The 19,591-nt window shown below is 64.8% G+C and carries 20 protein-coding genes; 13 read left to right on the forward strand and 7 right to left on the reverse strand.

What is annotated here, in order from left to right; genetic code table 11:
• Positions 1–32 precede the first annotated feature (32 nt).
• The 9 genes from mnmA to FHS54_RS12945 all read left to right on the forward strand — a co-directional run bounded on the left by mnmA (position 33) and on the right by FHS54_RS12945 (position 10,057).
• Positions 33–1,139, forward strand: a complete 1,107-nt coding sequence (gene mnmA / locus FHS54_RS12905; RefSeq protein ID WP_167304191.1) for a tRNA 2-thiouridine(34) synthase MnmA — start codon at positions 33–35, stop codon at positions 1,137–1,139.
• 41 nt (positions 1,140–1,180) lie between these two features.
• The gene (gene hisG / locus FHS54_RS12910) at positions 1,181–1,843 is read left to right on the forward strand and encodes an ATP phosphoribosyltransferase (RefSeq protein ID WP_167304192.1); all 663 of its coding nucleotides are present in this window, start codon (positions 1,181–1,183) and stop codon (positions 1,841–1,843) included.
• A complete protein-coding gene (gene hisD, locus FHS54_RS12915; protein ID WP_167304193.1) occupies positions 1,833–3,122 on the forward strand; it encodes a histidinol dehydrogenase in 1,290 nt (429 codons plus the stop codon). Before hisG ends, hisD begins: the two co-directional genes overlap by 11 nt.
• A 94-nt stretch (positions 3,123–3,216) precedes the next feature.
• Positions 3,217–3,663 (forward strand): transcription antitermination factor NusB, encoded by a 447-nt coding sequence (nusB, locus tag FHS54_RS12920; protein ID WP_167304194.1) that lies wholly within the window; start codon positions 3,217–3,219, stop codon positions 3,661–3,663.
• Positions 3,664–3,738: 75 nt separating this feature from the next.
• Positions 3,739–4,653 carry a thiamine-phosphate kinase gene (gene thiL, locus FHS54_RS12925; RefSeq protein WP_167304195.1) on the forward strand — a complete coding sequence of 305 codons (915 nt, stop codon included), beginning with the start codon at positions 3,739–3,741 and terminating at the stop codon, positions 4,651–4,653.
• A 248-nt stretch (positions 4,654–4,901) separates the two neighbouring features.
• Positions 4,902–7,025, forward strand: a complete 2,124-nt coding sequence (locus tag FHS54_RS12930) for a sodium-translocating pyrophosphatase (RefSeq protein WP_167304196.1) — start codon at positions 4,902–4,904, stop codon at positions 7,023–7,025.
• Between the two features lie 101 nt (positions 7,026–7,126).
• Positions 7,127–8,251 carry an 8-amino-7-oxononanoate synthase gene (locus FHS54_RS12935; protein WP_167304197.1) on the forward strand — a complete coding sequence of 375 codons (1,125 nt, stop codon included), beginning with the start codon at positions 7,127–7,129 and terminating at the stop codon, positions 8,249–8,251.
• On the forward strand, positions 8,248–8,862 hold the full coding sequence (gene bioD / locus FHS54_RS12940) for a dethiobiotin synthase (RefSeq protein WP_167304198.1): 615 nt from the start codon (positions 8,248–8,250) through the stop codon (positions 8,860–8,862). Before FHS54_RS12935 ends, bioD begins: the two co-directional genes overlap by 4 nt.
• A gap of 112 nt (positions 8,863–8,974) precedes the next feature.
• The gene (locus FHS54_RS12945) at positions 8,975–10,057 is read left to right on the forward strand and encodes an alkene reductase (RefSeq protein ID WP_167304199.1); all 1,083 of its coding nucleotides are present in this window, start codon (positions 8,975–8,977) and stop codon (positions 10,055–10,057) included.
• 79 nt (positions 10,058–10,136) lie between these two features.
• Here the strand turns inward: FHS54_RS12945 and ribH are convergent, their stop codons facing one another.
• From ribH to FHS54_RS12975, 6 genes are all read right to left on the reverse strand, one after another.
• Positions 10,137–10,562 carry a 6,7-dimethyl-8-ribityllumazine synthase gene (gene ribH, locus FHS54_RS12950; protein WP_167304200.1) on the reverse strand — a complete coding sequence of 142 codons (426 nt, stop codon included), beginning with the start codon at positions 10,560–10,562 and terminating at the stop codon, positions 10,137–10,139.
• A 20-nt stretch (positions 10,563–10,582) separates the two neighbouring features.
• On the reverse strand, positions 10,583–11,857 hold the full coding sequence (gene ribB, locus FHS54_RS12955; RefSeq protein WP_167304201.1) for a 3,4-dihydroxy-2-butanone-4-phosphate synthase: 1,275 nt from the start codon (positions 11,855–11,857) through the stop codon (positions 10,583–10,585).
• A gap of 73 nt (positions 11,858–11,930) precedes the next feature.
• Positions 11,931–12,545, reverse strand: a complete 615-nt coding sequence (locus FHS54_RS12960) for a riboflavin synthase (protein WP_167304202.1) — start codon at positions 12,543–12,545, stop codon at positions 11,931–11,933.
• A gap of 32 nt (positions 12,546–12,577) precedes the next feature.
• Positions 12,578–13,531 carry a bifunctional diaminohydroxyphosphoribosylaminopyrimidine deaminase/5-amino-6-(5-phosphoribosylamino)uracil reductase RibD gene (gene ribD, locus FHS54_RS12965; RefSeq protein WP_167304484.1) on the reverse strand — a complete coding sequence of 318 codons (954 nt, stop codon included), beginning with the start codon at positions 13,529–13,531 and terminating at the stop codon, positions 12,578–12,580.
• Positions 13,532–13,573: 42 nt separating this feature from the next.
• A complete protein-coding gene (locus FHS54_RS12970; RefSeq protein WP_243855746.1) occupies positions 13,574–14,029 on the reverse strand; it encodes a hypothetical protein in 456 nt (151 codons plus the stop codon).
• Between the two features lie 81 nt (positions 14,030–14,110).
• Positions 14,111–14,812, reverse strand: coding sequence for an energy transducer TonB (locus tag FHS54_RS12975; RefSeq protein WP_243855747.1), 702 nt, complete (start codon positions 14,810–14,812; stop codon positions 14,111–14,113).
• A 136-nt stretch (positions 14,813–14,948) separates the two neighbouring features.
• On the opposite strand from FHS54_RS12975, the gene FHS54_RS12980 reads away from it, so the two are divergent.
• The 4 genes from FHS54_RS12980 (at position 14,949) to ssb (ending at position 18,371) form a co-directional block, all read left to right on the forward strand.
• Positions 14,949–15,614: a COQ9 family protein gene (locus tag FHS54_RS12980; protein WP_167304204.1), complete on the forward strand. Its 666-nt coding sequence runs from the start codon at positions 14,949–14,951 to the stop codon at positions 15,612–15,614.
• A gap of 81 nt (positions 15,615–15,695) precedes the next feature.
• Positions 15,696–15,953 carry a FeoA family protein gene (locus FHS54_RS12985; protein ID WP_167304205.1) on the forward strand — a complete coding sequence of 86 codons (258 nt, stop codon included), beginning with the start codon at positions 15,696–15,698 and terminating at the stop codon, positions 15,951–15,953.
• Positions 15,950–17,803: a ferrous iron transporter B gene (feoB, locus tag FHS54_RS12990; protein WP_167304206.1), complete on the forward strand. Its 1,854-nt coding sequence runs from the start codon at positions 15,950–15,952 to the stop codon at positions 17,801–17,803. The genes FHS54_RS12985 and feoB overlap by 4 nt, the downstream gene beginning before the upstream one ends.
• 25 nt (positions 17,804–17,828) lie before the next feature.
• Positions 17,829–18,371, forward strand: a complete 543-nt coding sequence (gene ssb / locus FHS54_RS12995) for a single-stranded DNA-binding protein (protein WP_167304207.1) — start codon at positions 17,829–17,831, stop codon at positions 18,369–18,371.
• Between the two features lie 244 nt (positions 18,372–18,615).
• On the opposite strand, the gene FHS54_RS13000 is transcribed toward ssb, so the two are convergent.
• Entirely contained in the window at positions 18,616–19,518 is a 903-nt protein-coding gene (locus tag FHS54_RS13000) for a UTP--glucose-1-phosphate uridylyltransferase (protein WP_167304208.1), read from the reverse strand.
• Positions 19,519–19,591: the final 73 nt, after the last annotated feature.

A 19,591-nucleotide genomic window follows, 5' to 3' on the forward strand; every position in this document is an offset into this window, starting at 1 on the left:
ATGCTGGCGCGCGCGCGACTATATGCGCGTCCATGCAGCCCCAGTTCCAACTGCCAGAGCCGCTTTCGCAGCGGCGGATTGTCGTCGCCATGTCAGGCGGCGTCGATTCGAGCGTCGTCGCGGCGCTGGCCGCGCGCACGGGGGCGGAAACCATCGGCGTTACGCTTCAGCTTTATGATCATGGCGCGGCGGTGGGGCGCACGGGAAGCTGCTGCGCAGGCCAGGACATCCGCGACGCGCGCGCGGTCGCAGATCGCATCGGCATCGCGCATTATGTGTTCGATTATGAAAGCCGCTTTCGCGATTCGGTGATCGCCGATTTCGCCGATGAATATATGGCGGGCCGCACACCCATCCCCTGCGTCAAATGCAATATGGGGGTGAAGTTCACCGACCTGTTCCAGATTGCCCGCGACCTGGGGGCGGACTGCCTGGCAACCGGCCATTATGTCCGCCGCGTCGAAGGGGTGCACGGCGCAGAGCTTCACCGCGCCGCCGATCCGGCGCGCGACCAGAGCTATTTCCTGTTCGCCACCACCCAGGCGCAGTTGGATTATCTGCGCTTTCCCCTGGGCGGACTGCCCAAGCCGCAGGTGCGCGAGATCGCCGCTGAGCTGGGTCTTGCCGTGGCGCTGAAGCCGGACAGCCAGGACATCTGCTTCGTGCCTGACGGCGACTATGCGAAAATCGTGCGCAAGCTGCGCCCCGATGCGGACGAAAGCGGCGACATCGTCCATGTCGATGGCCGCGTGCTGGGCGCGCACAAGGGGCTGATCCATTATACGGTGGGCCAGCGCAAGGGGCTGGAGATTGGTGGCCAGGCCGAGCCGCTTTATGTCGTGCGGCTGGATGCGGACGGACGGCGGGTCATCGTCGGGCCGAAAGCGGCGCTGGCGGTGGCGGCGGCGCGGCTGGACGACATCAACTGGCTGGGCGGGGAATTTTCCGGGCCGTTGTCCGCCAAGGTCCGTTCAATGGCGAAGCCCGTGCCTGCGCGGCTGGATGGCGACCGGCTGATCTTCGACGCGCCCGAATATGGCGTCGCGCCGGGGCAGGCCGCCGTGCTGTATGCGGGTGAGCGGGTGCTGGGTGGCGGCTGGATTGCTGAAACGCACGCGGCCATGGCGCTGGTTGCATGATCCTTGTCCTTTGCGGCCCGCGCCGGTAAGGCCCGCCGGTCATGACTCGTCCGCTCACCTTCGCCATTCCCAAGGGCCGCATTCTGGATGAAGCGCTGCCGATGCTCGCGCGCGCCGGTATCGAGCCGGAGGCGGAGTTTCACGACAAGAAAAGCCGGGCGCTGCGTTTCGCGACGAACCGGCCCGACATTTCCATCATCCGGGTGCGCGCTTTCGACGTCGCCACCTTCGTCGCCCATGGCGCGGCGCAGATCGGCATCGTGGGATCGGATGTGGTGGAAGAGTTTGATTATTCCGAACTTTACGCGCCGGTCGACCTCGACATCGGTCACTGCCGCCTGTCCATCGCGGAGCCGGTAGGCGTTTCGGACGAGGATGAGGCGGCGATGAGCCATGTCCGCGTCGCCACCAAATATCCCTACCTCACGCGCAGATATTATGAAGCGCGGGGCATTCAGGCGGAATGCGTGAAGCTGAACGGCGCGATGGAGCTGGCGCCTTCGCTCGGCCTGTCGCGGCGCATCGTCGACCTTGTGTCTTCGGGCGCGACGCTGAAGGCCAATGGGCTGGTGGAAACGCATGTCATCATGCCGGTGTCCGCGCGGCTGATCGTCAACCGCGCCGCCTTCAAGATGCGATCCGCCGACCTGACGCCGCTGGTGGAAGCATTCCGCAAGGCCGTGGGGGGCAAGGATGCCGCTTAGGCTGGACAGCCGCGACGCCGATTTCGCAACCGCCTTCACCGCCTTGGTCGATGCCCGGCGCGAAGCGGATGAGGATGTGTCGCGCGATGTCACGGCGATCCTGAAGCGCGTCCGCGCCGAAGGAGACGCAGCGCTGGCGGACTATACCAGCCGTTTCGACCGCCATGACCTGAATGCCAGCGGCTGGACGGTAAGCCCGGCTGAATGCCGCGCCGCGCTCGACAGCATTTCGACCCAATTGCGTGACGCGCTGGAACTCGCGGCGGCCCGGATAACCGCCTATCACGAAAAGCAGAAGCCGCAGGACAGCGACGAAATCGACGCAACCGGGGTGCGGCTGGGTGCGCGCTGGCGGTCCGTCGATGCGGCGGGGCTTTATGTTCCCGGTGGCCGCGCGGCCTATCCCAGTTCGCTGCTGATGAACGCCATCCCCGCCAAGGTGGCCGGTGTTTCGCGCATCGCCATGGTGACGCCGACGCCCAATGGCGACATCAACCCGCTGGTCCTGGCCGCAGCCAGCATCGCCGGGATCGAGGAAATCTGGCGCGTCGGCGGCGCGCAGGCCGTGGCGGCGCTCGCCTATGGAACGAAATCCATAAAGCCCGTCGATGTCATCACCGGCCCCGGCAACGCCTGGGTGGCTGAGGCGAAACGCCAGCTTTATGGCGTGGTTGGCATCGACATGGTCGCGGGTCCGTCCGAAATCCTGGTGGTCGCCGACGCGAAAAATGACCCCGCCTGGATCGCCGCCGACCTGCTCAGCCAGTCGGAGCATGACCCGACCAGCCAGTCGATCCTGTTCACCGATGACGCGGCGTTCGCCGATGCCGTCGCGAAAGCGGTCGAGCAGCGGCTGCCACTGCTTTCGACGCAGGCCGTCGCGGCCACCAGTTGGGCAAACAACGGTGCGATCATCCTGGTCCGTGACTTTGAAGAGGCCATGCCGCTGGTCAACCGCCTGGCAGCCGAGCATCTGGAGCTGGCGGTCGATGATCCCGAAGCCCTGTTCACACAGGTGCGCCACGCCGGTTCGGTCTTTCTGGGCCGGATGACGCCCGAAGCGGTGGGCGACTATGTTGCCGGGCCCAACCATGTCCTGCCTACCGGCCGCCGCGCCCGTTTTTCGTCCGGCCTGTCCGTGCTCGACTTCATGAAGCGGACCAGCTTCCTGAGCCTGGATCAGAACAGCATCGGCGCTATCGGCCCGGCTGCGGTCGCGCTGGCGGAGGCAGAGGGGCTTCCCGCTCACGCCGCGTCGGTGGCGTTGCGGCTCAAATAACATCCGTTCGCCCTGCGCTTGTCGAAGGGCTGCACTTTCTTCATGAAGGGCTGGGCTTCGACAGGCTCCGCCCGATCGGCTATATGGAATTCCGATGAACGAACGCTCCAAATCCCGCTCCGCCGCGCGCCTTGCCGCCGTTCAGGCGCTCTATCAGCTGGAAATGGAAGGCACGCCGATCCGCGTCCTGCTCCATGAATTCCATCAGCACAGGCTGGGCGCGACGATCGAAGACGTGACCTATGCCGAAGCGGAGGAAAGTTTCTTCGACGACATCGTCATCGGCGTGGACAAGCGGCGGGAAGAAATTGACGGCCTGGTAAAGGCGCGCCTGTCGCAGGGCTGGAGCCTGGAAAGGCTGGACAAGCCGATGCGGCAGATCCTGCGCGCAGGCAGCTATGAACTGATCGCCCGCCCCGATGTGCCCACCCCCACCGTCATCAGCGAATATGTCGATGTCGCCCACGCCTTTTACGACAAGCGCGAGGCGGGCTTCGTCAATGGACTGTTGGATGCCGTGGCAAAGGATGTGCGGAAGTAGGCGGGCATCGCTGCCTGACGCGGCCTGCCTTTGCAAAGGCAGAAGCGCGGCGCCTTGAAGAGGATGGGGTCTGCCATGTCTGCTGAATCCCGTTTCCTGACCCTGCTTCGCCTGCTGGCGAACGACCCCGCCGCCCGTGGATTGCAGGACGATGTGGCGGTGCTGGAAATCGGTGGCGGTCGGCTGATCCTGACCAGCGACACGATGGTGGAGGGGGTGCATTATCTGGCCACCGATCCCCCCGCCGACATCGGCTGGAAACTGGCGGCGGTGAACCTGTCCGACCTGGCGGCCAAGGGGGGCAGGCCAGTCGGCTGCCTGCTAAACTATGCCCTGTCCGGCGATGATGGATGGGACGCAGCCTTTCTACAGGGGTTGGGAGAAGCGCTGAGCCGCCATGCCATGCCGCTGATCGGCGGCGACACGGTGCAGATGCCCAATGGGAGCGCGCGCAGCTACAGCCTGACGGCCATCGGCGAAGCGGCAACCGCCATACCCGCCCGCGACGGAGCGAAAGCGGGCGATCGGCTTTACCTGACGGGGCCCGTGGGCGATGCTGGCGTCGGCCTGGACTTGGTGCGCGCAAACCCCACTGCCACGGGGCCGCTGGTCGATGCCTTTCGCCGTCCGCGCCCGCGCCTTGCCGAAGGGGCGCTGCTGGCTTCGCAGGTCCATGCGATGATGGACGTTTCCGACGGGCTGCTGATCGATGCGGCGCGCATGGCCGATGCCAGCGGCCTGGCCCTGATCATCGACCATATCCCCCTTTCCCCTGCATTGGAGGCGGCGCGCGGGGCCAGCACCGCCGTTCAGATGGCCGCCGCCAGCGCTGGCGACGACTATGAGTTGCTGTTCGCGCTTCCCGCCGGGGTCACGCCGCCAGTGCGGGCTTTGCGCGTCGGAACATTCGCGGCGGGGTCAGGCCTGACGCTCCGCATCGATGGCGTCGTCATGCCGCTGCCCGCGCGGCTGGGCTGGGAACATGGGTGAGCCGCCACTCAACGCGTTGATTCACATCAGTTCCGTAACGGCTTGACGCGCGGCGTCGGCCCTGTAGCTTGCGCCCATCCCATTCTCAGCCGGTTGGACCGCATATGTGCGAGACCCTGCGATGCTGATTGACGCGGTGCCCGATGCCGGATGCATGAATCCCGGCCGCCCGCCTTTGTGCCATTCGTCCGCCCGTCATTCCCTGCGGAGCGGCCGATGACAGGGATAACAGGGGGAGAGGATTATCCATGCAGATTGTCTACATCGCCATAGGGTGCGGCCTGCTGGCCCTGCTCTACGGACTATTCACCAGTCGTCAGGTGCTGGCAGCCTCTGCCGGCAACGATAGCATGCAAGCGATCGCGGGGGCGATCCAGGAAGGTGCGAAGGCCTATCTGAGCCGCCAATATATGACCATCAGCGTGGTCGGGGTGGTGGTTGCCGTGATCGTCTTCATCTTTTTGGGGACGACGTCGGCCATCGGCTTCCTGATCGGCGCGATCCTGTCGGGCGCGGCGGGCTTTATCGGCATGAACATTTCAGTGCGCGCCAATGTGCGCACCGCCGAAGCCGCACGCGGGACGCTGCAAAGCGGCCTGACCGTCGCATTCCGCGCGGGCGCGATTACCGGCATGCTGGTCGCAGGACTGGCCCTGCTCGCGATCAGCCTGTTCTTCTGGTATCTGACGGGGCCTGCGGGCCATGCGCCCGATGACCGGTTGGTGATCGACAGCCTGGTCGCGCTGGCCTTTGGCGCCAGCCTGATTTCCATTTTCGCGCGTCTGGGCGGCGGCATCTTTACCAAGGCGGCGGACGTCGGCGCTGATCTGGTCGGCAAGGTAGAAGCGGGCATCCCGGAGGATGATCCCCGCAACCCCGCCGTCATCGCCGACAATGTGGGCGACAATGTGGGTGACTGCGCCGGGATGGCGGCTGACCTGTTCGAAACCTATGTGGTGACGGTCGGTGCGACCATGGTGTTGACGGCGCTGCTGGTCAGCGGGGTCGATAATGAATTTCTGCAACGGCTGATGGCGCTGCCGCTGATCGTGGGCGGCGTGTGCATCATCACTTCGATCATCGGCACCTATATGGTGCGGCTGGGTTCCAGCCAGTCGATCATGGGTGCTCTTTACAAGGGATTCTGGACCACGGCCATCCTGTCGATCCCGGCGCTTTACGTCGCGACGGCATTTACGCTGGGCGACATCGACGCGCGTTTCGGCACCGACCTTGACGGGATGGGCGGCTATACCGGGATGCAGCTATTCTGGTCGATGATGGTCGGCCTTGCCATTACCGGGCTGATCGTATGGATCACCGAATATTATACCGGCACCAACTACCGCCCGGTGCGCAGCATCGCCCGCGCTTCGGAAACCGGCCATGGCACCAATGTGATTCAGGGGCTGGCCGTCAGTCTGGAAGCCACGGCGCTGCCGACGCTGGTGATCGTGGTGGGCATCATCATTTCCTATCAGCTGGCGGGCCTGATGGGCATCGCCTTTGCGGCGACTGCCATGCTGGCGCTGGCGGGCATGGTCGTGGCGCTCGACGCCTATGGCCCCGTGACCGACAATGCAGGCGGGATCGCGGAGATGGCGCATCTCGACGACAGCGTTCGCCGGAAAACGGACGCGCTGGACGCGGTGGGCAACACGACCAAGGCGGTGACGAAGGGCTATGCCATCGGATCGGCGGGTCTGGCGGCGCTGGTGCTGTTCGGCGCATATACGGAGGATCTGAAATATTATAATTCGGCCCTTGGCCTGACCGAGCCGGTCGATTTCAGCCTGTCCAACCCCTATGTCATCGTCGGCCTGTTGCTGGGTGCGCTGCTGCCCTATCTGTTCGGCGCAATGGGTTTGACGGCGGTCGGCCGCGCGGCGGGCGACGTCGTCAAGGATGTGCGCGACCAGTTCGCCACCAATAGCGGCATCATGGAAGGGACATCGCGCCCCGACTATGCCCGCACCGTGGATCTGGTCACACGCGCCGCGATCAAGGAGATGATCGTGCCCAGCCTGCTGCCGGTGCTGGCGCCGATCATCGTCTATTTCGCGATATCGGCGGTGGCGGGAACGTCCAACGGCTTTGCCGCGCTGGGCGCGCTCCTGCTGGGGGTGATCGTTTCGGGCCTGTTCGTCGCCCTTTCCATGACATCGGGCGGCGGGGCATGGGATAATGCCAAGAAATATATCGAGGACGGCAACCATGGCGGCAAGGGATCGGAAGCGCACAAGGCAGCCGTGACGGGCGATACGGTGGGCGATCCCTACAAGGACACTGCCGGTCCGGCGGTCAATCCGATGATCAAGATCACGAACATCGTCGCACTGCTCCTGCTCGCCGCGCTGGCGCACGGGGGCTAAGGCATGACCCCGCCCCATAGCGGGGCGGGGTCATCCAATGACGGGTCGGTGGCAGGCCGAACGGCTTGCCCCGCTCCACCGTGCGGGCCTATAGGCCGCGCATGACCAGCGAACCCTTCCGATCGCAGCTTGCATCGCTTGAAAAACGTGGCCGCCTGCGCGCGCTGGCCCCACGGGCAGGCAGGGATTTTGCTTCCAACGACTATCTGGGACTCGCGTCCGACCCGATCATCGGTCAGGCGGTCGCCGACGCGGTGGCGCGTGGCGTCCCCGTGGGTTCGGGCGGGTCGCGGCTGCTGCGGGGCAATGCGCCCGAACATGAAGGGTTGGAGGCCAAGGCCGCCGCTTTCTTTCGCACCCAGGCCGCGCTGTTCATGGCCAATGGCTTTGCCGCGAACCTGGCGCTGTTTTCCACCCTGCCCCAGCGTGGCGACCTGATCGTCGCGGATGAACTGATCCATGCCAGCGTCCATGACGGCATCCGCATGTCAAAGGCGGACGCTGTGTTCGCGCGCCACAATGATGTGCAGAGCTTCGCCGACCTGATCGCCAGTTGGCGCGCGGATGGGGGGAAGGGCCGGATATGGATCGCGGTCGAGACGCTCTATTCGATGGATGGCGACATGGCTCCCCTGGCGGACCTTGCCGCGCTCGCCGCCAAACAGGACGCCATGCTGATCCTGGACGAAGCGCATGGCACGGGCGTGTTCGGACCCAGCGGGCGCGGGCTTTCGTCAGGCCTCGACGGGCTGCACAATGTCGTGACGCTCCACACATGCGGCAAGGCGATGGGGGTGGAAGGCGCGCTGATCTGCGGGCCGCGCATCCTGATCGATTATCTGATCAATCGCGCGCGCGCCTTCATTTTCTCGACCGCGCCGTCGCCATTGATGGCCGTAGCGGTGTCTGCGGCGATCGACCGGATCGAGCAGGCCGACGATCTGCGCGCCCGCCTTACCACATTGCAGACCGACGCTGCCGAAGCGATCTGCGCGCCGCTGGGCCTGCCCAAGCCGCGGAGCCAGATCATCCCCGTCATCCTGGGGGAGGACAAGCGCGCGATGGCGGCGGCATCCGCCTTGCAGGACGCGGGGTTCGACATACGCGGCATTCGTCCGCCAACGGTGCCGCCGCGCACCAGCCGCCTGCGCATATCGCTGACGCTGAATGCCGGGCGGGCGGATGTATTGGCGTTGGGCGACGAACTGCGGAAGATATTGGCATGAGCATATTCATCGTCACCGGAACCGGCACAGGGATTGGCAAGACGGTGTTCGCCGCCGGTCTGGCCGGGGCGCTGGGCGCTTATTATTGGAAGCCTATCCAGGCGGGCCTCGACCCGGAGGGCGACAAGGAGACGGTGGCGCGATTGTCCGGCCTTCCCGCGTCGCGCATCCTGCCCGAAGCCTATCGGCTGACGACACCGGCATCCCCTCACCTCGCCGCGCGGATCGACGGCGTGGAGATTGAAATGGGCCGGCTGGCCTTGCCCAAGGTCGATGGCCCGCTGGTGATCGAGGGCGCGGGCGGCGTGCTCGTCCCGGTCAGCGAAACATTGTTGATGGCGGACCTTTTCCGGCACTGGGGGGTGCCCGTCATCCTCTGTGCGCCCACGCAGCTCGGCACGATCAACCACAGCCTGCTGAGCATAGAGGCGCTTCGAAGCCGTGGGGTGCCGCTTGCGGGAATCGCCTTTATTGGTGAGCCGCATGCGGAGAATGAGCGCATCATCCCGTTGTTGGGCAAGGTGAGATGCCTGGGCCGTTTGCCGCATCTTGCGGCGCTGGACGCCCCGACATTGGCGAGTGCATTTGGGTCTGCCTTCACCTTGCCGTGACGGCATCGCCCGGTCGAAAAGAATATTGCGGGCTTGAAAGGCGGGGGGCCGCTCCCCAATTGGCAGCGGCAACCGATTTCAGTTGCTTATTGCAACCTTGATAGGGGAATATATGGCCAGCTTGCTCGATCCCGTTCAATTGGGGGCCATCCCAGCGCCCAACCGCGTCCTCATGGCTCCACTGACGCGCGCCCGTGCCACCCGCGACCATGTGCCAACGCCGATCATGGCGGATTATTACCGGCAGCGCGCGTCGGCCGGCCTTATCATCAGCGAAGGCGTGGGCGTGTCCCAGCAGGGGCTGGGCTGGCCCTATGCGCCCGGCATCTGGTCAACAGAACAGGTGGAGGCGTGGAAGCCGGTCACCCAGGCGGTGCATGACGCTGGCGGGCGCATCTTTGCCCAGCTGTGGCATATGGGGCGGCTGGTGCATTCCAGCGTGACGGGGGAACAGCCGGTTTCCTCCAGCCCGCTCACCGCACCCGGACATGCGCATAGCTACCAAGGCAACCTGCCCTATGAACAACCCCGCGCATTGGCGGTGGAGGAGATTCCGGGGCTGATCGCCACTTATGTGATGGCTGTGCGCAACGCGCGGGCGGCGGGATTTGATGGCGTGCAGATTCATGCCGCGAACGGCTATCTGATCGACGAATTCCTGCGCAACGGCGTCAACCAGCGTGACGACATTTATGGCGGGAGCGTTGAAAACCGCGTTCGCCTGCTCCGGGAAATCACCCAGGCCGTGGCGGACGCCATCGGCGCGGACCGGACGGCGGTGCGCTTGTCGCCCAACGGCGCATCGCAAGGCACCGACGACAGCGATCCGGCCAGCCTGTCGCGCGCAGCGGCACAGACGCTCGAACCCATTGGCCTCGCCTTTCTGGAGATGCGCGAGCTCAAACCCGGCGGCACGAGGGGCGCATCCGACGTGCCGCGCCAGTCGCCGATCGTCCGCGAATATTTTACGGGTCCGCTGGTGTTGAACAGCGATTATGACGCGGCGAGCGCGCAGTCAGACCTGGACAGCGGCCTTGCCCAAGCGATCAGCTTTGGTCGACCGTTCCTTGCCAATCCCGACCTGCCCACCCGGCTGGCGGCTGAGGCACCATTGAATGAAGCGCGGGTCGACACTTTCTACACACAGGGTGCCGAAGGCTATATCGACTATCCGCCACTGGAACAGGCCGCCTGACGTAGAACGGGGCCGCCCTGTCCAGGCGGCCCCGCTTCTCAATTCCCTTGCACGCTGTCCTTACTCCCTTGCGGGAGGGTCAGATCGCGCCGAAACGTTCGCGCAGCGCGAGCATGGCGATAGCCGCCTTGGCTGCTTCGCCGCCCTTGTCCTTCTCAGTCCGCTTTGCGCGGGTGAGCGCCTGCGCTTCATCTTCGACCGTCAATATGGCGTTGCCGATCGCGATCCCATCCATGCTGAGCGCCATCAGTCCGCGCGCGCTTTCGTTGGAGACCACTTCGAAATGATAGGTTTCGCCCCGGATCACGACACCGATGGCGATAAAGCCGTCATAGCGCCCGGTTTCGGCCGCCAGCGCCACGGCACCGGGGATTTCCAGCGCGCCCGGAACGGTCACCACCTCATATTTATGCCCGGCGTCGTCCAGCGCTGCGGTCGCGCCTTCGATCAGCAGGTCGTTGAGATGGTCGTAGAAACGGGCTTCGACGATCAGAAACTTGGCCATGGCCCAATCCTTCCTACTTCTTACAGTTCGACAGGCCGATGCCCAATCACGGCCAGGTCATAACCGTCAAGCGCGATCAGGCTGTGGTGCGAATTGGTGAGCAGCACCATGTCATGCACGCCCAGTTCCGCCAGGATCTGCGCGCCCACGCCATAATCGCGCAGCTCGTCCATTTCGCTGCCCGCGCGCTGCCGCAGGATGCGGCTGACAAAATCGCTAGGCGTGCTGGGGGTCAGCACCACGATCACGCCCGCCCCTTCCTGCGCGATGATTTCCATCGACTTGGCGAGCAGGTCCGAACGAGAGCCGGTCGCGCCATAGACATCGTCCAGCAGGGATAGCTGATGCATGCGCACCAGCGTGGGTTCGTCGGGCAGGACATGGCCCTTTTGCAGCACCAGCTGCTCACTATGGGTCGCGCGGTTGTAAAAGCTGATCGCCTTCCAGTCGCCGCCCCATTTGCTGTGGAAATTGGCTTCGGCGCGTCGTTCGACCATATGATCGTGGCGGCGGCGGTAGGCGATGAGGTCACGGATCGTGCCGATCTTCATCTTGTGCTTCTGGGCGAAGGGGATGAGGTCGTCGAGCCGGGCCATGGTGCCGTCGTCCTTCATCACCTCGCAGATGACGCCGGATGGATTGAGGCCGGCAAGCCGCGCGACATCGACCGCCGCTTCGGTATGGCCGGTCCGCACCAGGACGCCGCCATCCTTGGCAACCAGCGGAAAGACGTGGCCGGGCGTCACAATGTCCTGCGGCCCCTTCGACCCGTCGATCGCGACGGAAATGGTGCGGGCGCGGTCGGCGGCGCTGATCCCCGTCGTCACCCCTTCGCGCGCTTCGACCGATACGGTGAAGGCGGTTTCGTGCCGGGTGCCGTTGTTGCGGCTCATCAGGCCAAGGCCCAGATGCTCGACCCGTTCCTTGGTCATGGCCAGGCAGATGAGGCCACGGCCATGGGTCGCCATGAAATTGATCGCGTCTGGGGTCGCCATCTGCGCCGGGATGACAAGATCGCCTTCATTTTCACGGTCTTCGTCATCGACCAGGATGAACATGCGTCCGTTCCGGGCTTCGTCGATAATCTCTTCGGGAGAGGCCAGCGCGGTGCCCCCTTCACGGCGGAGCAGGTAGCTTTCCAGCTTGCCCAGCGTTTCAGCCGTGGGGTTCCAGTCGTTTTCACCCAGCCGCCGCAGTGAATTGGCATGGAGTCCGGCGGCGCGGGCAAGGCCCGAACGGGACATGCGCCCGTCGGTGACGAGCGTGCGGACAGTGTCAATGAGCGAGGAAGACATGCTATGGACTCCTGGACCAGATCGGCCTTTCTCGCCGGTTATCACACTGTGGTGTGATTATGGCAAGTGGCAATCACACAGAAGACTGGCGAAGGCTCTGCATCCGGTCGAGATAGCGGGCAAGCACGTCGATCTCCAGGTTGAACGCGCGCCCTGGGGCAAGGCTGTCGAGCGTGGTCGCCGCCGCCGTATGGGGAATGATGTTCAGCCCGAAATGGACCGACCCATCGGCCTGATCGTCAACGCTGTTGACCGTCAGGGAAATGCCGTCGATCGTGATCGAACCTTTCGCCGCCAGCGCCGCAGCCAGCGCAGCCGGGGCAGCGACGACCAGCCGGGTCGAATCGCCCTCTGGCGTGGCGGATATCAATGCGCCGATGCCATCGACATGGCCGGTGACGATATGCCCACCCAGTTCGTCGCCCACCTTGAGCGCCCGTTCCAGGTTGAGCCGCCCGCCCTGTTCCCACAGGCCCGGCGCGGTGCGGGCCACGGTTTCAGCGGACAGGTCGACCGCGAACCAGTCCGCGCCCTTTTCCACCACGGTCAGGCATGCGCCCGAACAAGCGATAGACGCCCCGATTGCCACGCCATCCATGTCATAGGCGCAGCCGATGACAAGGCGCAGGTCGCCGCGCTGATCGACGGCGCGAATTTCGCCTATGTCGGTGATGATGCCGGTGAACATGGGTCTGCAATCCTGCTGGTTCCAGCCGCGCTCTAGGCGCTGCGCGTCCTTTCGTAAACCTCCAGCCGATCCTCGCCCAGCCGCCGTTCATCGGCAAGCCGCCAGCGGCCATGGGCGTCGGCAAGGTCGGCAAGGCCAATGTCGCCAACGCCCGCCCGGCCCGCGCCGATCAGGACAGGCGCGCGGTACAGCAGCAGCCGGTCGACCAGATCCGCGCGCAGGAAAGCCGCCGCCGTTTCCGCGCCGCCTTCGACCATCAGGTGGTCGACACCGGAAAGCGCGGCAATGTCTTCCGGGCGGGCGATATGTTCCCACCCTGCGGGCGCGGCGAGGCGGCTGAGCAGCAGGCGGCGGGGCGACCGGCCTTCCAGCCCCGCGATCCGCACGTTCAACCGGGGCGCATCCGCCCGCAGCGTGCCGCCCCCGACCAGGATAGCATCGTGCCGGGCGCGTTCCATATGGGCATGGGCGCGCGCCGCATCCCCGGTGATCCAGCGGCTGGTGCCATCGGCGAGGGCGATGCAGCCGTCGAGCGACAGTCCCAGTTTCAGCGTGACGGCGGGGCGGCCCAGCGTCTGGCGCAGCACGAAGCCGCGCATGGCCGCCGCAGCCTCCTGCGCCATCAGGCCCATTTCCACTTCGACACCGTGGGCGCGCAGATGGTCAGCGCCCTGACCATCCGTGCGGGGGTCAGGATCGCGCAGGGCGATCACGGCGCGCGATATTCCGGCGCGCGCCATCAGGTCGGCGCAACGCGGACCCCGCGCCGACAGGTGGAAACAGGGTTCCAGCGTCACATAAGCGGTTGCCCCCTGCGCCCGGTCCAGCGCCTGATCCAGCGCCTGCGCTTCGGCATGAGGGCGCCCGCCCTTCTGCGTCCAGCCGCGCCCGGCGACGATGCCGTCCCTGACAATCAGGCAACCGACATTGGGATTGGGGGTGGAAAGGCCCCGACCGCGTTCCGACAGCGCGATGGCGGCCTGCATGAAGCGGCGGTCGGCGGCGACGTCAACGCTCATGGGGAAAGCTCAGGGCTGCCCCGTGGTCGGCGCGCTTTTTTCCATCGCCTCCGCCTTGGCAAGGCGGGCGTCCAGCTGCCCATTAATCTGCTTCAGCGCTTCTTTTCGCCGCGCGCTGTTGCGTGCTTCCTCCGCGCGCCAATCGATGCCGAACACATCGGCGACGCCCTGCATCTCTTTCTGTTGCCGCTGGAGCGCCGCCTCGCGCTTGGCGAGGTCGATCTTCTGCTGCAAAATGATGGCCGCGTCGGACCGTTTGGCGTCCCAGCTTTGGACGTAGATGATCTGGTTGCGCGTCGGCATGGTGTTGGTGTTCGCATCGACGATGAACGCCCAGACGATGAGCCAGGTCATCGCCGCCGAAAGGCCGAGCAGCGGCCATTTATGCGCCCTGTTTTCAAGAAAATACCCCCACAGGTCGCTAAGCGCGCTTTTGGGGGACACCGGACGGGGAAAAATCGTCATCGCGGACATATAGGATAAGGCGCGACCGGATGCAAAAGCGTGGTTGGCTGGCCACGCTTTTCGCCCCAGTCCCAACGGTTTTTAACGATCGGCAAGCCGGAAATGGACCGTAAGCACCTTGCTGCCGCCGGTGGCCACGCCGTCGTGAGTCGCGGGGCGGAAGCGCCATTTGCGCAGGGCGTGGCGCTGTGTCGCGATCCAGAACGCGTCATCCGTGGCCGACAGCCTTTCTATCGCGGTCACTCGCCCATCCGGGCCGATCATGACGCGAACCGTCACTGATCCTTCCAGTCCCTGCCGCACCATCGCGCCGGGATAATCGGGCTGGAAGGCTGGCAGCGCCCGGGGATCGATTCGCGGTTCCACCAGCACCGGCTCACGCGCGGGATCGGGCAGAGGCGGCAGGACGTCAGCGCCGCCGGCAGTGTCGCCGCCGATAGTGCCGGAAACCGCGTCCCCCGGCGTCACCAGCAGGTCAGATGTCGTGTCGGCGCGAATGGGCTGGACCATCGGGCGGGGATGGATGACGGCCTTGCTTTCCGGCGGCGGCTCGGTCGTTTCGGGCGGCGGCGGCTGATCCAGAGGGATCTGATTGCTGATCAGGATTTGCGGCACATAAGGGGCAAAGGTCTCTCGCGGCATCAGGATGAGCAAGCCGCCTACCAGCGCGTGGACGGCAATCGCCCCGCCAATCCCGATAGGCGAACGTTTCGCGCCCCCATAGCCCGACTGCATATGCGCGCCGTTCGCCGACATGGTCATGAAGCCCATCGCATCCTCCATCCTTCGTTCTTTCCGCCTCCATGTGCGGTTGGATGATGTTACATCATATCATATGATATGTTGCAACATTATCTTTGGAAGGTCGCCGGTCCGTCGGGTGCTTGTGCGGGGGGCAGTGCCACCCTACCATAAGGAGATGACACAGACGCCCGAAGATCTGACGCTGGACGAAGTACGCGTGCGGCTTGCGCCGATCCTGCCACATCATGCGGCTTTCGATGGATGGCGGCCTGAAGCGGTGGCCATGGCGGCGGCTGAGGGGGGGGTCGATCCCGAGATCGCGCGGCTGGCCTTTCATGACGGCGCGATGGACATGATCGACGCCTGGTTCGCCAGCGTCGATGCCGGCATGGTGGACGCCCTGCCGCCTGAACAGTTGGCGGCCCTGTCGATCCGGCAGCGCATCACGTCGCTGGTCGAAGCACGGCTGGCGCTGCTGGCGCGCGACCGGGAGGCGCTGCGCCGGGCGATTGCCATCATGGCGATGCCGCAAAATGCGGCCCGCGCGGCTCGGCTCGGCTGGCGCGCTGCCGACATGATGTGGCGTGCGGCGGGCGACGATGCAACTGATCTCAGCCATTATAGCAAGCGCATGACGCTGGCGGCGGTCTATGCCGCGACGCTGATGGTCTTCATCGATGATGAGAGCGATGATTATGAAGAAAGCCGCGCTTTCCTGGCGCGGAGAATCGAGGGCGTGATGCGCTTTGAACGGGCGAAGGCGCGGTGGAAGGGCATTGGCGGGGGCGAACGGTTGAGCCTGGCGCGCTTTATCGGCAGGCTGCGCTATCCGGCGGTGTGATGCGGGGGGCCGTGATTGGGTCTGGCCTTTTCCTATCGGTATTGATAGTCACTCGCAGAAGTTTTGAATGAGTGATTTTCCTTGCGCCTGACCGACCTGCCGCTGCGCCAACCCGCTTATGTGGACATGATCGACTGGAACGCCCTTTCGGCGACCGATGGTCAGCGCCTGCGTGAATTCGGCCTGATCGAAGGGGCGGATGTAGAGGCGCTCCACCATGGCGGACTGTTGGGGCGCGGGCCGATTGCGTGCAAGATCGGGCGGATGACAATCGCCATGCGCCGCGCCCATGCCGCCGCGATTTCGGTGCGGATCGGCGACCGGGACGAGCGCGCATGAGCGCATTTCCCCTGGTCGCGCTGGTCGGCAATCCCAATGCCGGCAAAAGCGCGCTGTTCAATGCGCTGACCGGCGCGCGGCAGAAGCTGGGCAATTATCCCGGCGTCACGGTCGAACGGAAGGCGGGGCGTCTTTCCCTGTCCGATGGTCGCCCGGTCGAACTGGTCGATCTGCCGGGGACCTACAGCCTTGATCCCACCAGCCCGGACGAGCAGGTCACGCGCGACGTGGTGCTGGGCAAGCAATCGGGCGAGCGGCTGCCCGACGCGCTGGTGGTCGTCATCGATGCGTCCAACCTGGACAATCACCTGCGTTTCGCGCTGGAATTGCTGTCGCTGGGGTTGCCGACCGTCGTCGCGCTCAACATGGTCGACCTGGCGTCGCGCGATGGGCTGGAACTGGACCCTGCCGTCCTGTCGCGGGAACTGGGCGTGCCGGTGGTTCCGACCGTCGCGGTGCGCAAGCGGGGGTTGGACGACCTGCGCGGACAGATTGAAACGCTGTTGAACCCTGCCCCCGCGCGCGCCAAGGCCCTACCGGGCGACTTTAACGCAGTGCGCGCAGAGGCCAAGCGTATCGCGAAAGCTGCGGTGGTGCGCGAAACCCCGTCGCGGCGGCTGACGGCTGCGGTTGACCGGATCGCACTGCACCCCGTTTTCGGGCTGTTCATGCTGCTGGGGCTGCTGTTCATCATGTTCCAGGCGGTCTATGCCTGGTCCGAAGCGCCCATCGCCATGATCGAAGGGCTGGCCGGAACGCTGAGCGGGGCTGTCACCGATGCACTGCCCGACGGCTTGCTGCGATCATTTCTGGTCGACGGCGTCATCAACGGCGTTGGGTCGGTCGTTGTCTTCCTGCCGCAGATCCTGATCCTCTTCTTCTTCATCCTGATGCTGGAAGCGACGGGATATATGGTGCGCGCCGCATTCCTGATGGATGGACTGATGGCGCGGGTGGGCTTGTCGGGCCGTGCCTTCATCCCGCTACTGTCCTCCTTTGCCTGCGCGGTGCCGGGAATCATGGCAACGCGCACGATTGCCGATTCCAAGGACCGGCTGACGACCATTTTGATCGCGCCGCTGATGACCTGTTCCGCGCGCTTGCCAGTCTATGCGGTGATCATCGGTGCCTTCATTCCCGCGCGCGATGTCGGATTGGGCGTTGGGCTGCAGGGCCTTGTGCTGTTCTGCCTCTATGTCGCGGGGATCGTCGGGGCGATGCTGGTGGCGCTGGTGCTGCGCATGACGGTCACAAAGGGGGCCAGCGGCAGCTTCCTGATGGAGATGCCCAAATATCAGTGGCCGCGTCCGCGCGATGTGCTGCTGGGCCTGTGGCAGCGGGCCGTCATCTTCTTGAAGCGCGCAGGCACGATCATCTTTGCGTCGACCGTGATCCTGTGGCTGATGCTGAGCTTTCCCAAGGCTCCAGAGAATAGCGCGGTCAGCCAGGTCAATTATTCGGTCGCCGGGCGGATCGCCAATGGCCTGAACGTCGTGCTGGAGCCGATCGGTTTCAACCGCGACATCAGCCTGGCGTTGATCCCGGCCATGGCCGCGCGCGAAGTCGCGGTGTCCGCGCTCGCCACGGTCTATTCGCTCGATGCGGACGAGGATGAGGCCAAGCTGGAACGGAGCCTTGGCGATCGGCTGAAGGACAATTGGCCGCTACCGACGGCGCTCGCCTTCCTCGCCTGGTTCGTTTTTGCGCCACAATGCATCTCCACCATCGCCGTGACGAAGCGTGAAACCAACGGTTGGCGCTGGCCGCTGTTCATGGTTGGGTATCTTTTCGCCCTTGCTTATGCCGCAGCGGGTTTGACCTACTGGACCGCGACGGCTGCGGGGCTATAAGAACCTCCAAAGTATCGGAGGAAATATGGCGGGTTCGGTCAACAAGGTTATTCTGGTCGGGAATCTGGGCGCGGACCCCGAGGTGAAGAGCTTCCAGAATGGCGGCAAGGTGTGCAACCTGCGCATCGCCACATCTGAAAACTGGAAGGATCGCAACTCGGGCGAGCGCAAGGAGCGCACCGAATGGCACAGCGTCTCCATTTTTTCCGAAGGGCTGGCCGGCGTCGCCGAACGCTTCCTGCGCAAGGGGTCGAAAGTCTATCTGGAAGGCCAGCTGCGCACCCGCAAGTGGCAGGACCAATCGGGCAATGACCGTTACACCACCGAAGTCGTGCTGCAGGGGCCGGGCGCGGTTCTGACCATGCTGGACGGCGCGCCGGGCGGCGGTGGCCAGGGTGGCGGCCGCAGCCAGGGCGGCGGCGATTGGGGCGGTGGTTCGGGCGGCAGCTATGGCGGCGGCGATGATGATTTCGGCGGCCCGAACAGCGGTGGCGGACGGTCCTCAGGCGGGGGAAGCCGGGGCGGATCGACCTTTGACAACGACCTGGATGACGAAGTGCCGTTCTGAGGCTGGCACTTCTTTCGCGAAAAAGGGCGCTCCGGCTTGTGCAGGAGCGCCCTTTTCGTTGGGGGAGCCGGGAGACTCCCCTTTTCCATGTGCCCTGAGCGCCTGTTGCAAGCAGGCAGTCGACGGGGGCTTCCTTCTCTTCAAAGGAAGTGAAGGGCTTCGACAGGCTCAGCCCGAACGGGGATGGGTGTTCGCGGACATATCCTCAGTTGGTCCTAAAGGCTCCAGCTTGCGCGGGAGCCGCTCAGGCAGCAGCCGCAGCGACCTCGCTCAGACCAAGCTCTGCAATGGCGAAGCGGCGGATATGTTCGGCCAGATCTTCACGGTCGAGCGCGAAGGCAAGGTTCGCTTCGATATAGCCCGCCTTCGAACCGCAATCGAACCGGCGACCGTCAAACGTGACGCCGTGGAAGGGCTGTTGCCCGATCATCGACGCCATGCCGTCGGTCAGCTGAATCTCACCGCCCGCGCCCTTTTCCTGCGTCTCCAATATCTTCATCACTTCGGGCTGCAGGATGTAGCGCCCCGGCAGGATGAGGTTGGACGGCGCGGTCCCCGGCGCAGGCTTTTCCACCAGGCCCTTGACCTCAGTCAGCGCACCATCCCGCGCGCCCGGATCGATCACGCCATAGCTAGGCGTTTCGGCCATGGGCACTTCCAGAGCGCAGACGAGATTGCCGCCGACCTTGTCATAGGCGTCGACCATCTGCTTGAGGCAGCCGCGGCCCGGCGCGCCCTTCATCAGTTCGTCGGGCAGCAGGATGGCAAATGGTTCATCGCCGACAATGTCGCGGGCGCACCAGATGGCGTGACCAAGGCCCAGCGGCTCCTGCTGGCGCAGGAATACGGCGTTGCCAGGCGCGAGGCGCGTGCCTTCCAGGGCGGACAGGTCCTTGCCCCGTTCGCGCTGCGTCGCTTCGGCTTCAAAGGCCATGTCGAAATAATCTTCGATCGCGCCCTTGCCGCGACCGGTGACGAAAATCATTTGCTCAATGCCCGCCTCGCGCGCTTCATCGACGGCATATTGGATCAACGGGCGATCAACGACGGGCAGCAGTTCCTTGGGCACCGACTTGGTGGCCGGAAGGAAGCGGGTGCCAAGCCCTGCAACAGGAAACACGGCTTTACGAATTGGCTTATTAGGCATGAGACTCCATTCTCGCTAATCGCGGACGACAGGCTTTGCCATCCGTGGCTCAAAGGTCAAGCGAAGCGAAAGG

Source organism: Sphingobium vermicomposti (assembly GCF_011762025.1).
Classification (GTDB): domain Bacteria; phylum Pseudomonadota; class Alphaproteobacteria; order Sphingomonadales; family Sphingomonadaceae; genus Sphingobium; species Sphingobium vermicomposti.

Coding starts and splice junctions, on each gene's coding strand:
- ssb (WP_167304207.1), top strand. CDS start 17,829: ATGGCGGGTTCGGTCAACAAGGTTATTCTGGTCGGGAATCTGGGCGCG.
- FHS54_RS13000 (WP_167304208.1), bottom strand. CDS start 19,518: ATGCCTAATAAGCCAATTCGTAAAGCCGTGTTTCCTGTTGCAGGGCTT.
- nusB (WP_167304194.1), top strand. CDS start 3,217: ATGAACGAACGCTCCAAATCCCGCTCCGCCGCGCGCCTTGCCGCCGTT.
- ribB (WP_167304201.1), bottom strand. CDS start 11,857: ATGTCTTCCTCGCTCATTGACACTGTCCGCACGCTCGTCACCGACGGG.
- bioD (WP_167304198.1), top strand. CDS start 8,248: ATGAGCATATTCATCGTCACCGGAACCGGCACAGGGATTGGCAAGACG.
- FHS54_RS12980 (WP_167304204.1), top strand. CDS start 14,949: ATGACACAGACGCCCGAAGATCTGACGCTGGACGAAGTACGCGTGCGG.
- FHS54_RS12935 (WP_167304197.1), top strand. CDS start 7,127: ATGACCAGCGAACCCTTCCGATCGCAGCTTGCATCGCTTGAAAAACGT.
- hisD (WP_167304193.1), top strand. CDS start 1,833: ATGCCGCTTAGGCTGGACAGCCGCGACGCCGATTTCGCAACCGCCTTC.
- FHS54_RS12930 (WP_167304196.1), top strand. CDS start 4,902: ATGCAGATTGTCTACATCGCCATAGGGTGCGGCCTGCTGGCCCTGCTC.
- FHS54_RS12975 (WP_243855747.1), bottom strand. CDS start 14,812: ATGGAGGATGCGATGGGCTTCATGACCATGTCGGCGAACGGCGCGCAT.
- ribH (WP_167304200.1), bottom strand. CDS start 10,562: ATGGCCAAGTTTCTGATCGTCGAAGCCCGTTTCTACGACCATCTCAAC.
- hisG (WP_167304192.1), top strand. CDS start 1,181: ATGACTCGTCCGCTCACCTTCGCCATTCCCAAGGGCCGCATTCTGGAT.
- feoB (WP_167304206.1), top strand. CDS start 15,950: ATGAGCGCATTTCCCCTGGTCGCGCTGGTCGGCAATCCCAATGCCGGC.
- mnmA (WP_167304191.1), top strand. CDS start 33: ATGCAGCCCCAGTTCCAACTGCCAGAGCCGCTTTCGCAGCGGCGGATT.
- ribD (WP_167304484.1), bottom strand. CDS start 13,531: ATGCAGGCCGCCATCGCGCTGTCGGAACGCGGTCGGGGCCTTTCCACC.
- thiL (WP_167304195.1), top strand. CDS start 3,739: ATGTCTGCTGAATCCCGTTTCCTGACCCTGCTTCGCCTGCTGGCGAAC.
- FHS54_RS12960 (WP_167304202.1), bottom strand. CDS start 12,545: ATGTTCACCGGCATCATCACCGACATAGGCGAAATTCGCGCCGTCGAT.
- FHS54_RS12970 (WP_243855746.1), bottom strand. CDS start 14,029: ATGACGATTTTTCCCCGTCCGGTGTCCCCCAAAAGCGCGCTTAGCGAC.
- FHS54_RS12945 (WP_167304199.1), top strand. CDS start 8,975: ATGGCCAGCTTGCTCGATCCCGTTCAATTGGGGGCCATCCCAGCGCCC.